Here is a 14,121-nt window from a genome sequence, read left to right as displayed (position 1 = left end):
ACCCAGATGAATAAGGAGGATACCGCTACCGCACGTCGTATTTGAGGAAGGCCACAAATGCGCCAACAAAAAAGAGCAGGTTAAACATGACAAGGATCCCGATATCGGGAAGTGCCCCCGACACAAGTTCTGAAGCCGGCGGCTCTTCAAAGGTGTACGCCGGCAACTCATACGGGTCGATGGCTTCACTCTGGGTTTCTCCCCCGCCACGAGACCACCAGCCGCCGCCCAGGCCGCCTGTTTTCTCATTTATAAACTCTGCATAATTTACCTGGTAGTCATCTGCGGTTTCCTGAAAGCGGCGTTTCAGTTCCAGCGATGTGCCCGCCAGGTCGGCGGATGCCAACGAGAAAGAGGCTGCCGGCGAAATCCGTGCAATATTGAGTGCTACCCGTTGCTGTACATTTTCCCGGTTCCTCCTGTCCTCGTTCAATTGCTCTGCAAATTTGCGTTCTTCTTCATCCCGGGCGTCTGCCAGTTCGGTCATAAACGTACGGAACTGCATCATCCGCTGCTCGCGCGATTCTGACGGGTTCGACGGATTGGAACGCCAGAATTCGTCCATCTTCTTCCGGTCTTCCTGCCAAAGCTGGTCTTCAAAAGCAGATTTCTCGAAGTTGATCTGGTCCATCGATGGCACATCAACCGCGCGGCCAGACAACAACACAGCTGTTCTCGGGATAATAAGCACGGCAAAAATCCAGGCTACAAGCAACATCAGGAATGAGCTGGATGAATGCTCTGTCATCGCAGAGATAAACACGGAAAGCGTGAGGAAGACGCTGAAATACAACAGGCCAGACAGCACAATCAGGCCAAGTCGCATCCAGAGATCGCCCGTCATCGGCACCCCAAACAGCGGTAACAACAGGAAACCGAGCAATATTGCAACCAACAACGGTACAACCAGCGCCAGGAACGATCCGATAATTTTGCCCAAAATGTATTTGTCTCGCGGAACGGAGTTTGAAAAAGAGAGCCGCAACGTGCCACGCTCTTTCTCTCCGTTTACAGCATCATACCCGAACAAAATTGCAAACAGGGACAACACCACTGTAAATATGAACTCCAGGTCGAGGAATCGGAAAACGGCAAAGAGCGGATCTTCGCTGAATCTGCTGTTTTCGGTGCGCAATTCACCACGGGTTTCCACCTCAAGGTTTCGCCCAATGTCATTCGACACACCAGACACCAGCGCTGCCAATGGCTGTGGCTTCAGGAAAATCCGGTGTTCGATGTCGTTCCAACTGGTAAGCTCCTGCATCTGCTTGAGGTTCTCAGCTTGCGCTGCCTCATACTCGTTCATGCTTACCTGGTAGTTGCGTGCACCTACATAAAAAGCAAGCAGGATAAGCACGGCACATACCGCAAAGGTGATGGTGAACTTTGTCGAACTGACTATGTCGCGCAGTTCTTTTTCGACAAGAAGTTTTAACATGATGTTTGTTGTGCTGCGTTTTTTTGAAAGTAAATCCGTAGGGATTTACGCGGCCTGGTCCATATAGCCGGCCATGTATTCGACGTACAGTTTTTCGAGATCTTCGCCGGCAATTTCCTCTTTCGTCCGCTGCATCACCAGCTTGCCCAGGTTCATGATGCCCACAATGTCGGCGATGTCTTTAGCCCGAAAAATGTCGTGCGTAGACATAAGAATCGCTTTTCCTTCTTCACGGAGGGAAAGAATGAGTTTGGTAAACTCAAAAGCGGCTTTCGGATCCAGACCACTTGTAGGCTCGTCCAGCAAAATGGCCCGGGCATCTTTCAGAATAGCGATGGCAATACCGCATTTCTGGCGCATCCCTTTTGAAAATCCCTTGAGCCGCCTGTTATGGGCTTCCTCCTGGAGGCCTACCCGCAAAAGCACACGTCGATAATCGTCCTTGGTGTAGTTCGTTTTACCGCCCAGCTTGACAAAAAAGTCCAGATTTTGCAATGCCGTAAAGTTGGGGTAAAGCATTACATTTTCCGAGACGTAGGCAATTTTCTGCTTGGCAAGCAGGGGTTCTTTATGGGTAACAATGCCATCCACCCGCGCTTCTCCTGAAGTCGGCTCAATAAAATTGAGAAACAGGTTGATCGCCGTGGTTTTGCCAGCGCCGTTACCACCGAGCATGGCATATACCTCGCCGGCGTTTACAGTCAGGTTAAGGCTATCCAGCGCCAGATGGCCGTCTTCATACCGTTTGGATAGCTGGTCGGCTTCCAACATGGCATGGCCGTTGGCTTGCGTTGATGTTTCCATGGTCTATCTCTGTTTACTACGTTTTTTATTACCTGCGGGAGAGTCGGATACCGAAGATGATAATGGCCAGTACAAGCCCAATAATCAACAGTACCACGATGAGGGTGCCAAACACATTTGCTTCAGCTTCTATCTGAATCGAAATTGTTTTGTCCTCTCCGCGAATCGGCAAATCGTCTGAAAGCGAGGTCGTTTGTACACGCACCTCATAGCGACCGGGCGCAACATTGGGCGCCGGCTTGAAACGGAGCTGTATCTGCTGCTCCTCATTAATGTCGAGCGACTGAATAACTTCTGGGCTGATGGTATCCGTCCAGTTCAGCGGCGGATCTGCTTCAACGCGCACATTATTCAGGCTACGTGTCCCTTCGTTGACAACTTCCAGGTTTACCACCACCTCTTCATCAGGTTTGATGGTAAACGAAAGCAGGGGCGCCCGCACAAGGATCTCACCGATGCCACGCGGCACCAGTTCAAGCTTGGCATATCCTACGTTGAGGGCCTGAATCTCTTCCTCCGTCATCTGGCGCCGGCTTACGTCGCCAATTTCCTCAATTCGCTCTCTGGGAATCGAAATTGCGAAAAAGGTCAGGCCTTCGTCAATTTTGACGTTATCTGTTGGACGCTCAGGCAAGAAAATACGCAAAGCTGCTTCCCGCGTATTCACGCCTTCTGTAAACTGGAATTGGCTCAACCGGTTGTCTGTAGCCGGATCAACAAAATAGCGGTTGATCTCAGAAGGCAGGTTAACAGCTTCGAGCTTGAACGTGTTTGCATCACTGCTGAACAGCTCGAGCGACATCCGGTAATCCGTATTGCCACTCAACTCCACTTCCTGAGAAAACTGCTCAGGCTTAATCGACGCAATATTTTCAGAGTCGTCTTTCTGTAGATAGATTTTGCGGCTCTGCTGTGAGCCATTGCCGTAAATCAGACTCACCGTAACGGCGTCCAATTCTTGCAACAATTCAAAATTGACCGTTTTTGGCTTGCCGTAAAGCAACTGGTCTATTTTTCTTTCATACGGCTGGCTGATGATGGCGTTATCATCGTTGAGCAATGAAATATAAATGTTATTAACCACATCCGGCTTCAGCAACGTAAACAAAGAATCATCGATACCAATCAGCTTCTCGTATTCGCCGCTTCCTTTGGATGCATTTTCAAGGGTGAGCCGAACTCCCTTTTTGCGGTTGTCTTTCTGGTATTTAACCGCACGGGAGACAACGATATACTGCTGCTCAAAAATCACCGCCAGCAGCGACTGCTGAAAATTCACTTCGGCTTCGGAGTAATTTCGGAACGCCTGTTCCAGCGCTGCTTCCGAGATCAACTGTTTATCATGCAACCCTTTCTGACGCTCATACTCCACTTTCTGTGTATCAAACGCTTCTTTTGCACGACGCAGGCCCAACAACGGATAGGTATCATCACGCTGGTTGAAGAACGTGCCGCTTTGCGCGCTTACGTCGACAACTGTGGGGGGAATTAGAAAGACAAATGCAAGCACAAGGGCTGCAAGCAGTCGTCCGTTTAGGTGGGAAATCGGGGTGTACATCATAGGGTGTTTTATAGATGGCAGATGGCAAGTTGTCTGATTTATAGATAACGTAACAACATGCCTATAAATTACGCGGGGCTGTGTTCAGCAGGCCTACTGGAGGCCGCTGACTTCCCCGCATGCCAAAACATGGGAAATCAATGTAAGGTGGGAAAATTCGCGTGCCATGTGGTTAAGATCATGAAAAAGGTTTGTAAAGGATGTAAAGCTCTAAACAGCGGTTATTGTTGTATTTTCTGCTATTTGATTGTTAGCTTCCACACGGACGAAGATTCTATCTTCTAATAACCCCCAAATGCCTTTGTAGCACAACCTGTTATGCATACGCGTCGAGATTTTATCAAAACATCCATTGCTGCCGGCGCCGGAATCGCCGCAGCCCCGACATCAACCAGCCTGATTGCAGCATCTCCCCTGCCGGCCGTTAAACGCAACCTGAAGTTGGGCTTCGATAACTTCTCCATCCGCGCATTGGGCTGGAAAGCACCGCGTTTGCTGGAGTATGCAAGTTCACTGGTTGTAGATACCATCCTGTTTTCCGACCTCGATGTCTATGAGAGCCACGACGATGCTTATCTCAAAGACATTCGCCAGCAGGCATCAGACCTGGGTCTTGAGATACAGGCTGGCACCGGTGGCATTTGTGGCTCATCCACGGCATTTAACGACAAATATGGCGACGCAACGACGCACCTCAAACTCGCCATCCGGGTTGCCAAAGCTGTGGGCTCTGATGTGGTTCGCTGCTACCAGGGACGCATGGAAGACCGGACAACCCCTGGCGGCCTGCCTGCGCGCATAGACGACACCGTAAAAACTTTGCAGGGCGTGCGCAGTGAAGCACTGGATGCCGGCCTCAAAATTGCCGTTGAAAACCACGCCGGCGACATGCAAGCCTGGATGCTTGCTGAACTCATCGAAAGGGCAGGCCCCGACTTTGTAGGTGCTACACTCGACTCGGGCAATGCAACCTGGACGCTCGAAGACCCGCAAACCAACCTCGAAATCCTTGCGCCCTACGCCGTATGTACCGGCATCAGGGACTCCATGTTATGGAAAGCAGGAAACGGTGTAGCGGTCCAGTGGATGGCTGTGGGTGAAGGATTAACCGATTGGCATGCCTACATGGATGCCTATGCTACATTGTGCCCCAATGCACCTGTTCAGCTTGAGATTATTTCAGGCTTTGCCAGGTCGTTCAACGTTGATACAGATGACTTCTGGCCTCCATACCGGGATATCCGGGCAGTTGAATACAGCCGCTGGCTAAGTATGGCAAACCGTGGCTACCGTGTCCCCCCCTTTACGCCGGCTGAAGGCGAAGACAGGCAATTGGCCACCCAGCAGTATCAGATGGCGGAACTGGAACGCAGTGTTCGCTATAGCAAAGACGTACTGGGCCTCGGACTCAAGTAGAGTAGATAGAGAAAAGGCCCCGGTACCGAAGAAACGATTCGAGATGCACTCCAGCGATACAGGTATTGTGTACCGCCGTTAACCTAAAATCTCGACGTTTCTTCGGTACCGGGGCCTTTTTATCTCAGGCGCAATGAGCAGGACGGGGTCAGCTGTTGTCCTTTTTCACCGGAGGGCGGCATTTTGTGTAGTATATCCGCCGTACATTAAACGCTATTCAGATAGAAGCAGTCCGCTTGTATCTAGGGAAACGTAAATCTTACCCACAACGCGACATGTACACGCAAACCTGCAAGGACAGCCCACACCTCTTGCTTAAACCGTCAGGCCAACCACAACTATTGCCAGGGTTTATCATTTGCCGTTTTGCTGGGGCATTCCCCTTCAATCCAGGACTTTTATCGCAAAATGGTAACTTGTCGCACTATCTGGGTAGGGCCTGCTTTTAGTTGCACATAGTAAACGCCCGCAGGTAATTGGCCTCTGTTGATGGATAAGGTATAGATACCAGCCGGCTGCCAACTATCTTGCATCACCCGAACGGTTCGCCCCAGCAAATCGATAAGCCTTACTCGCGTATGATTTGGTCGAGGAAGGGTGTACTGGATACGGGTTTGTGAAACAAAGGGATTGGGATATGCACTATTCAACTGCACTTCCCGGGGCTGCGCTTCCGTGGCCAAGGCTACATTGATGATGTTACGTCCCGGGTTGTGCGTGATTAAGCTCATGAAGTCATCATCTTCAAAGTGAAGACCTGAAAAAACAATGCTATCGGAATCTACAACTGCTGCTGGATACGCACTCCGTATGCCGTTGGCAGGATCTTCGTCCTGGTCAAGCACAAGCCAATAATCAGCCGACACAGCGCCGCTGACGATTGCATCTCGCAAGTCAAACGTCACTTCAATCGGACCGGGTTCTTTTCTTTTGTGGATATGCCACTGCCGGCGCAACACACTAACCGGCTCGCCATTTATCACGGCTGGCCGTTCGTTCAGCGTACTATCAGAACTTCCCCAGATTAGATAGGCAAGATCGGGAAGTGCTCCGGTTGCCCGCATGCTTACAATTGCTGCCGGCAACACAGACCGAGAGGCAGTTTGCAGCAAACCTGCGGCATCATCCCTACCAATGCCGGCTACATTAAATGCATTTTCCGGATGACCAAACTGACTCCACACCTGCGCACTATCTGATGCGTAGTAGCTACGCGCCATAGTCAGTCCGTATTTGACGGCCAGATACGTTTGTACCTGATCTGCTTCGAAGGCGTCGAGGCGTCGGTTATAAAGGATTACTTCGCCAATCCCTCCTTCCAGTGGTAACAATCCTGAAAAGCCTTGCTGTCCAATTGCAACTGGGCCCGTAATCGCATCCCATGTAGATGCAGCGACACTGTCCCATGCCGCGCCGTTGATCCGGCCGGCCAAATGGGTTCCAAAATGGTGTACGTGTAACAAGGTCGGGGTGCTTGTATCAGCAACAAGGCTAAGGGTATCGCGCCCGGTAATTAACTGGCCCTCCGCGCCCAGCGAAAACCGCACATCAGCGCCATCTTGCCCACCCAATAGCGCGCCGCCGGCCGCAGGTACATGGTATACAATGAAAGCTTCAAAATTACCAACCAACGCATCAAAACTATTGGTAAGAAAAAGCAAATGATCATCCACCCCATCAAAGGCAACCACCGGATTACCATTGATCAGCCGGCCGGCCTCGCCGGGCAGCGGCATCCACATGGGATTCTCCTGCATGGGTGCATTCAATTCGCCGGCATGTGGCTGCCATATTGCCGGCGGCGTCTGTACCTGATAATCTTGTGCTCTCAGCCACAATTGTAATCCCGTCCCCACACCACCCGGTGCCAGTTGCGCAACAAGATCACTGACACTGGAGAAGAGGCAGCATAGCGCTAACACTAAGGATACACAACGCATCTTAAACAACAATAAAAAGGGTTGACCAGGACATGACTTACGTGAAAGGTATCGGCCTACCCAACGATTAATTAACCAATCACTACAATAGCGCGAGTTATTATAAATTAAGGTGTAATTGTCGCGCCTGCCTGTTGCTGCTGTTGTCGCATTGCGGTAGCTTTACTTTAACACGGGCTTGCCGCCAACTAACACATCAACCCAACCTGAACTGCATGAAAATAGCCCTTGCGTCGCCAACAGTAGCGCATTCTATTGAAGACGGACTACGCCATGTACATGATTTGATGTCAGCTGCTTCCCGTCAGGACGTGCAACTTATCTGCTTCCCGGAAGCCTACCTCCCAGGATTGCGCGGCCTCGATTTTGAGGTACCCGATTTTGATCAGGCCGCACACGACCGGGCATACGATCAAGTGCGCAACTGGGCAAAAGTCTTCCAGCTTGCCACCATTATGGGCATGGAGCGACTTACGCCAAGAGGTAATCAGATTGTTGCTTATGTGTTTGATGCAACGGGGGCGCCCCTTGGCTTTCAGGCTAAAACCCAGTTGGATCCTTCAGAAGAGGCCAACTACGTACCAGGAATGCAGCGGCACCTGTTCGAAACAGGGGGACTAAAATTTGGCATCGCCATTTGTCATGAAGGCTGGCGATACCCTGAAACCGTACGCTGGGCAGCGCGCAAAGGGGCGCATATCGTATTTCATCCGCAGCATACCGGTAGCCTGCAACAAGGGGTTCAATTAACCACGTGGGGCGCAGCAGAGGCGCCGTATTACGAGAAGGCGATGCTGATGCGTAGCATCGAAAACACCATATACTTTGCAAGCGTCAACTACGCATTACCGTTTCAGGAGTCAGCCACGAGCCTCATCGATCCAGCAGGAAAATGTGTTGCGCATTTGCCATATGGCACGGCCGGCATCCTTGTACAAAACCTCGACCTGGAAGCTGCAACCGGGCACCTTGCACACCGGTTTGCGCCCGAACGTTATTGAGCCTTCTCCCCTCGCTACAGACCGAAATTTTCCTTGGATAAATCGACCCACAAATCAGTACTGCAACTTTTGTAAAAAGACGGTATTTTCAGTTTTTCCATCAACATCCCTCATAGCTTAATGCGTTCACATAGACACGAAGAAATCCTGCCGGCATCGCCTGCTGATGTATTCCGCCTGCTACATACCCCAAGTGCAATACGCGACTGGTGGGGTGCAACCCAGGTTATAGTGCACCCGGAACGGGGTGGTACATGGTGTGCGGCCTGGGGAGCCGACGAAGACAACCCGGACTATATCTCCGCAGCGACCATCGAGACGTTTGAACCTGCCGTGCGCATGCGCCTCAGTTCGTACAGTTACCACACAAAAACTGAAGCACTCCCGTTTGAAGCAGACTTTTCTGTGGACTTCAGGCTTTCGCCCCACCCTGATGGTACCGTGCTTTCGGTAACCCAGGCTGGCTTCCCCGATACAGCTGACGCTGATTCTTTTCTCAAAGATTGCAAAAAGGGTTGGGCAGACACGTTTGCCAATATCCGCCGCCATCTTGTAGCGCAGCCTGTATGACAAAAGCCGGCACCCCACGTGTGCCGGCTCTGTCCCAACCAGTTAGTCGTATCTGTCCGATAAGTTGGCTATAACTACCCTTATCCGGGTTGCCCTTGCTTGCCCTTCAGCCCAGCTAGTTCTTCCGCCTGGCCAGTGCAATCAAAGCATCCACAGCGCGCGGATCACCAGAATCCCCAAGCCAGAATATGGCTTTTTTCCGAACCTCAACGCTCTGATGATTTTCAGCAATTTCAATCAAGCGAGGCACACTCTCATCTGCTGGAAACTGTGAAAGCGCAAACACAGCTTGCTCCTGTATTGCCAGGTCTTTATCGTCCATTACAATCTCTTCGATTACCTGTATTGCGTTTTTGGAGGCATGCTGACTTAACCAGAAAATAGCTTTCTTCCGAACCACCTTTTGCTGGCCGTCCTTGGCGAGTTCAATGAGTGCTTCCAGCGCTTCCTCAGACGACATTTCCGACATAGAAAACACTGCGTGTTCGCGCACATCCATTGATGGATCGGTTGCTATTACTTTTTGCAATACAGCCAGCCCTTCGGGCAAGTCGAGTTGCCCAACCCAAAACGCTGTATCTTCACGCACATCCGGGCTTTTTTCGTTCTCAAGGATCTGAGCGAGGAAAGCCAGCCGGCGTGCCTTGTTTTCGTGGATGCTGATTGCACCGAGCAAATCTGACTTCATGCTGTTGTGCGACGTTGCGTGGTACATTTCCTCAAGCATGGTGGCGCTCTCTTCATCGCCCGCTTTCCCTAACCAGAACAAGGGGCGGTTCTCGAGGTCTACGCCCAGTGACATATTGGAAAGGTGAATGTCTGTAGGCCCCTTGCGGTTCTTTTTGACATACATAAGGATCGCAATATCTCGTGCAACGCGTACATCTGTGTTTTTTTTATGCTTGCCAAAATGCATGGTCCCTTTCATGGAAAACCCGAGATCTTCCTTTAATTCGTCGGGCAATTCCTGCTCGCGGTCTTCCTGGCCAATCAATGCGTAAATTGACTTACGCCGGCTCCAGTTTTTGCCTCCAATGCTGCCCATCCACACATTCGGCCGCATAAACTTGGTGATATTGTATCCCACCCAGTATCCATCTCCACGCACGTTTTGCTGCGCGGCCCAATCCATGCGTGCAGCGAGTGCTTTATCTTCATCAGGATGGATTTTAACTTTTTGGGCAATGCCCGTATTCGGCAAGGCACAGACTACCAGAAAAAGAAAAAGGGTTGCTGTGGTATGTAAAACGGTTTTCATGGTTGATTCCTCGGCGTACCTGTGACCTAACCTGCAAAGGCGGCAGCTGTGTTGGAGAGAATGTTGTAAAGCGCCTGCCGGGCTACATCGGAGTCGTTTGTCTGTAGGGCATGTACGGCGGCTTTTCGAAGCGACAAGGGGTAAGGCGAGAGGGCAATATCTGTGAGGAATGGTACAGCGCTATCCGTATCCAATTGCCCGAGTTGATGTACAGCGGCTACGCGCAATTCAAGTTCGTCACCATATTGGGCAATATCGCTGTACGTTTTATGCAAGGCCTCATCTTCCAGACACTCTGCAAGCGCATACAGGGCGGCTTTCCTGATTTCAAGCGAGGCATGTGTCAGCGCCAGGGCGCGCAGCACGGTTGCCGCATCTTCAGTGCCCGTGCGTGCAAGCGCATAAATGGCTTCTTTGGAGAGATCGGCATTGCCATTCGCAGGCTCTACGCCTGCCATGTCCATGATGTGCAGCGCGATGTTCTGTGTGCCGGCCTCGTTGAACACCTTATCCTGCGAGTCATTGAGCCAGCAGCCGGCGCCCATCCAGTCGGTGAGGAATGGATAATGTTTACAAGCCTGCGCACCACCAACCACGAGCATCGATCCAATAAAGCAAGCCACGAGTATTGTGCCTAAGTAATTGTATTTCATATACTTGTACCTGAATTTTAGTCTTGACCAATCCCTTCTTTCAGGATCTTAAGAATGGCTTCTTGCGCTGCATCCGACCCGATATTACCGAGTGCATTGACAGCAGCTTTCCGAACGGATACATCTGCGTCGTCTTTCGCAATTTGGAGCAGTGTTGGGACTACCTCGTCATCGCCGGCATTGCCCAGCGCATAGACGGCTGTCTGCCTGATTTCAGCGTCATCACTCGTGCGCAGGATTTTCATCAGCGCATTTGGTGAATCTGCAAGGCGATGTAACGTTGCCTTTTTAACGGCGAGGTGTCGCGCCTTCTCGTACACTTCCATCAGATCACCTTCTTCATCGTTCGTGTTATTGGCAAGCGCATACATGGCTACCCGCGCAAGGTCTTCATTCGTCTCAGAGACTGCGATCTTTTTCAGATAGGCGGCAGCGTCATCGTCATCCGTATTGCCAATGGCATAGAGCGCAGCTTCTTTGAGCTCACGTTCAGCAATGCCTTCATATACCTGGCGCAGCATGTTGCTGGCACGGTCATGGTTCCCCATCGCGTGAACAGCCGCTTTGCGTAATACCTTTTCGTCACCATTGATGGCAACATCTCGCAAGGTCATGAGCGATGACTCACTGTCGTGGTTACCGAGCGCATACAACGCTGCTTTTCGCACTTCAACCAGAGCGGTTGTGGTCTTCAACAACGCCTCAAGGGCATCCGAAGCCCCGGCACTTCCCGTGTTGCTCAAAGCATAGGTTGCTGCACGCCCCAGTTCTACATTTTGGGTAGAAGTAGCAACAGACATCAGGTACGCAGATATACCAGATTCATCAGCGTTGCCGAGCGCATAGAGTGCTGCTTTCTGCACTTCTTCGTTGGTACCATCTTCCACAACTTCCATCAGCGATTCAGAAGCAGCCCTTCCGCCTCTGTTGCCAAGGGCGTAAACCGCATTTTTGCGTACCGACTCTGAGGCATCCTCTCTTGCAATCATTGCCAATTGCTCAACAACGGCATCGGTATCAAAATTCCCGAGGATATACACAATGCGGCCCCGAAGGTCAGCGCTGTCAGAACGCTTGTACAGTTCCATAATGGTCTCAAAGGCCCGCTCATCGCCGATATTTTGCAATGCATAGAGTGCCGAAAGGGCCACCTCTTCGTCGTCCCCCTTCTGCATGGCGGTTAACTGCTTGGCATACCCGGGCTTTCCTTCGGCAGCCAGTTGCCGGCCAATCCGAATCAGGTTGGCTTTTGCATCGTCCACCCACTTACTGCGCGAATGATCATCTACAAACATCGCATAACATTCAAACGCGTCTTCCGCATCTTCTTCCATCTTTTCCTTCAGATGGCAAGTCCAGTAGGTGGCATCATCCTTCCATTTGCTGTCGGGATAATCATCCATAAACTCGGAGAACGCCGAGTTTGAGGCATTGTATTGGGAAGCAATAAGCAATTCATAGGCTTTGCTGTATGCTTCTGCCGCGTCTGTTTGCGCAGTTGCCGGCTTCACCATGAGCAGGCAAGCCATGCCGGCAACAAGCCATATCATTGTTCTGTTTTGCATCATTTTTCTCGTTCGATGAAATACTGTTGATAGATAGCAGTACCGGTTGCCTGTTAAAGCATCAGGAATCCGGCCGCCTGTTCTTCGTCCGCGGTTTTTGCCGGCGCCGGCGCTTCGCGTTCGGATAGTTTCATTTTTTCCAGGTTGATCTTCAGCAACAAGGCCCCACGATCTACACCGCGCTGGATGAGTTCGATGGAAGGCACGTCTTGCTGTAACTCAAGGTTTGCAATTTGCAGGAGGATCAGTTCTAGTTCTTCGACAAGCGCAGAAAGCTGCTGCTCGCGATTTTCCGACAATTCGTTTTTAAGCAGCGCAGCTTCCTGGACCAACTCATTGGCGAGGATCTGTTTGTGCTCAAGGTTTATGAATGCCGGATCATCTTCGTCGACGTCAAAATTCACGAGCCCAAGCAAAAGGACTTTGGACCGGTCCAGGTATTGGTGTGTCTTTTCAGAGAGTTGTGCGGGCTGGAGCAACGGATCGGTCTGTGCCGGCGCCGGGGCAAGCGGGACGGCAGTTGGATTGTCTTGCCATTGCCGGCCGATAAATACACCAAGCAGGACCAACGCCAGGGCAGTGCCCCACTGCATGTATGCAGGGCGTGGCGAAAAATAGGGAGCGAGACGCAACCGGACTTGCTGCCAGGCTGCACCCAGGTGTGCAAAAGGCCGCGCCACCCGTTGTCCAGCGTACATCCGCGCTTCAAGGCGTTCATAATACCCAGACCAGTAATCAGCCGGCACATCTGGTACGGGCACCTGGGCAGTTACGTCGAGTGTTTGCTGCATTTCCTGAAAGGCACCGGCGCAGCCTGAACAACTGTCCATGTGCTGCTGCAAGTCAGCCAATCCGGTTGCATCGAGATCGCCAAACAAGGCGTCTACTATCTGATGCTCTCTTGACGTACAAACTTGATCTGACATAGTCTTGTGTGCTTTGTGCTGGCGCGCATAGGCCGGCTATTTTCCGGTGTCTGCGATGAAAGCCAGGTGCTTGCGCAATTTCTGAACGGCGCGAAAAAGCAAGCTCTTTACAGTACCTTCTGCTACTTGCATGGCATCTGCGACCTCTCTGACCGACAGGTCGTTGTAGTGGCGCAATACAAACGCCATATGCTCCTTTCTCGAAAGATGTTTGAGCGCTTTGTCTACAAACGCTTTGATTGCATTGGACTCAGCGGCAGCATCCGTATCGCGAAATACGTTTTCTACACCATGCCCGCCAGCCCGGGCCTGCATGGTTTGCTCGATGTCGTCTTGCAACTTCATAAACGTGAGTGCCTTTTTGCGTCGCTTATTCAAATAGGTGTTAACCGCAATCCGGTAAATCCAGGTTTTCATCCCCGCCTCGCCACGAAAACCGTCGAGGCTGGCGTGTACTTTGATAAAAACCTCTTGCGACAAATCTTCAGCATCGTGGTGATTGCCCGTAAGCCTGAACGCCCACAAATAGAGGTCACGCTGGTGTGTAGTTACCACCTCACGAAACGTCTGATTAATCTGTTGTTGGGATACGTTTATCACCGCGCTTGCTGTACACCTGGTTGTGTTCTGCTGCTATGGACACAGGATAGGACGGATCGGTTTACAAGACCAGGAATTTTTTTTTATTCCAGGTATTCGGGGTTTCGGGTATTCGGGGTTTTGGGTATTCGGGGTTTTGGGTATTCGGGGTTTCGTGTTTTCGGGGTTTCGTGTTTTCGGGTTGTTGTGTTTTCGGGTTGTTGTGTTTTCGGGTTGTTGTGTTTTCGGGTTGTTGTGTTTTCGGGTTGTTGTGTTTTCGGGTTGTTGGGATTTCGGGTTGTTGGGATTTCGGGTTGTTGGGATTTCGGGTTGTTGGGATTTCGGGTTGTTGGGATTTCGGGTTGTTGGGATTTCGGGTTGTTGGGATTTCGGGTTGTTGGGATTTCGGG

Annotated in this window: 13 protein-coding genes; 3 read left to right on the top strand and 10 right to left on the bottom strand. The window is 51.2% G+C overall.

The features are described from left to right. Nucleotides 1-25: 25 nt before the first annotated feature. Genes AAF564_09910 through AAF564_09900 form a run of 3 tightly spaced genes read right to left on the bottom strand, consistent with a single transcriptional unit; the run spans nucleotide 26 to nucleotide 3,803 of the window. Complete coding sequence (locus AAF564_09910) at nucleotides 26-1,438, bottom strand: ABC transporter permease subunit (GenBank protein MEM8485852.1); 1,413 nt, start codon at nucleotides 1,436-1,438, stop codon at nucleotides 26-28. 45 nt (nucleotides 1,439-1,483) lie between these two features. Further along, nucleotides 1,484-2,242 (bottom strand): ABC transporter ATP-binding protein, encoded by a 759-nt coding sequence (locus AAF564_09905; protein ID MEM8485851.1) that lies wholly within the window; start codon nucleotides 2,240-2,242, stop codon nucleotides 1,484-1,486. A 28-nt stretch (nucleotides 2,243-2,270) separates the two neighbouring features. Continuing rightward, the gene (locus AAF564_09900; protein MEM8485850.1) at nucleotides 2,271-3,803 is read right to left on the bottom strand and encodes an NEW3 domain-containing protein; all 1,533 of its coding nucleotides are present in this window, start codon (nucleotides 3,801-3,803) and stop codon (nucleotides 2,271-2,273) included. 318 nt (nucleotides 3,804-4,121) lie between these two features. Here AAF564_09900 and AAF564_09895 point away from each other — a divergent pair, with 318 nt between their 5' ends. After that, nucleotides 4,122-5,219, top strand: coding sequence for a sugar phosphate isomerase/epimerase (locus AAF564_09895; GenBank protein MEM8485849.1), 1,098 nt, complete (start codon nucleotides 4,122-4,124; stop codon nucleotides 5,217-5,219). Nucleotides 5,220-5,617: 398 nt separating this feature from the next. Here the strand turns inward: AAF564_09895 and AAF564_09890 are convergent, their stop codons facing one another. Further along, nucleotides 5,618-7,159 (bottom strand): T9SS type A sorting domain-containing protein, encoded by a 1,542-nt coding sequence (locus AAF564_09890; GenBank protein ID MEM8485848.1) that lies wholly within the window; start codon nucleotides 7,157-7,159, stop codon nucleotides 5,618-5,620. 215 nt (nucleotides 7,160-7,374) lie between these two features. Between AAF564_09890 and AAF564_09885 the strand changes: the two genes are divergently transcribed. Both AAF564_09885 and AAF564_09880 read left to right on the top strand, forming a co-directional pair. Further along, on the top strand, nucleotides 7,375-8,160 hold the full coding sequence (locus AAF564_09885) for a carbon-nitrogen hydrolase family protein (GenBank protein MEM8485847.1): 786 nt from the start codon (nucleotides 7,375-7,377) through the stop codon (nucleotides 8,158-8,160). A 120-nt stretch (nucleotides 8,161-8,280) separates the two neighbouring features. Beyond that, nucleotides 8,281-8,730: an SRPBCC domain-containing protein gene (locus AAF564_09880; protein ID MEM8485846.1), complete on the top strand. Its 450-nt coding sequence runs from the start codon at nucleotides 8,281-8,283 to the stop codon at nucleotides 8,728-8,730. 115 nt (nucleotides 8,731-8,845) lie between these two features. On the opposite strand, the gene AAF564_09875 is transcribed toward AAF564_09880, so the two are convergent. The 6 genes from AAF564_09875 to AAF564_09850 form a co-directional block, all read right to left on the bottom strand. After that, nucleotides 8,846-9,988 carry a HEAT repeat domain-containing protein gene (locus AAF564_09875; protein ID MEM8485845.1) on the bottom strand — a complete coding sequence of 381 codons (1,143 nt, stop codon included), beginning with the start codon at nucleotides 9,986-9,988 and terminating at the stop codon, nucleotides 8,846-8,848. Nucleotides 9,989-10,014: 26 nt separating this feature from the next. Further along, entirely contained in the window at nucleotides 10,015-10,641 is a 627-nt protein-coding gene (locus tag AAF564_09870) for a HEAT repeat domain-containing protein (protein MEM8485844.1), read from the bottom strand. Between the two features lie 17 nt (nucleotides 10,642-10,658). Then, the gene (locus AAF564_09865) at nucleotides 10,659-12,209 is read right to left on the bottom strand and encodes a HEAT repeat domain-containing protein (protein ID MEM8485843.1); all 1,551 of its coding nucleotides are present in this window, start codon (nucleotides 12,207-12,209) and stop codon (nucleotides 10,659-10,661) included. Between the two features lie 50 nt (nucleotides 12,210-12,259). After that, nucleotides 12,260-13,132 (bottom strand): hypothetical protein, encoded by an 873-nt coding sequence (locus AAF564_09860; GenBank protein MEM8485842.1) that lies wholly within the window; start codon nucleotides 13,130-13,132, stop codon nucleotides 12,260-12,262. A gap of 36 nt (nucleotides 13,133-13,168) precedes the next feature. Then, a complete protein-coding gene (locus AAF564_09855; protein MEM8485841.1) occupies nucleotides 13,169-13,732 on the bottom strand; it encodes an RNA polymerase sigma factor in 564 nt (187 codons plus the stop codon). 83 nt (nucleotides 13,733-13,815) lie between these two features. Next, nucleotides 13,816-14,121 (bottom strand): hypothetical protein (locus AAF564_09850; GenBank protein ID MEM8485840.1); only part of this gene is annotated, 306 nt, incomplete at its 5' end.

The sequence above is a fragment of the Bacteroidota bacterium genome (genome assembly GCA_039111535.1).
Classification (GTDB): domain Bacteria; phylum Bacteroidota; class Rhodothermia; order Rhodothermales; family JAHQVL01; genus JBCCIM01.
The sequence above is the reverse complement of the archived record's forward strand: the minus strand, read 5'-3'. Positions and strand labels throughout refer to the sequence as shown.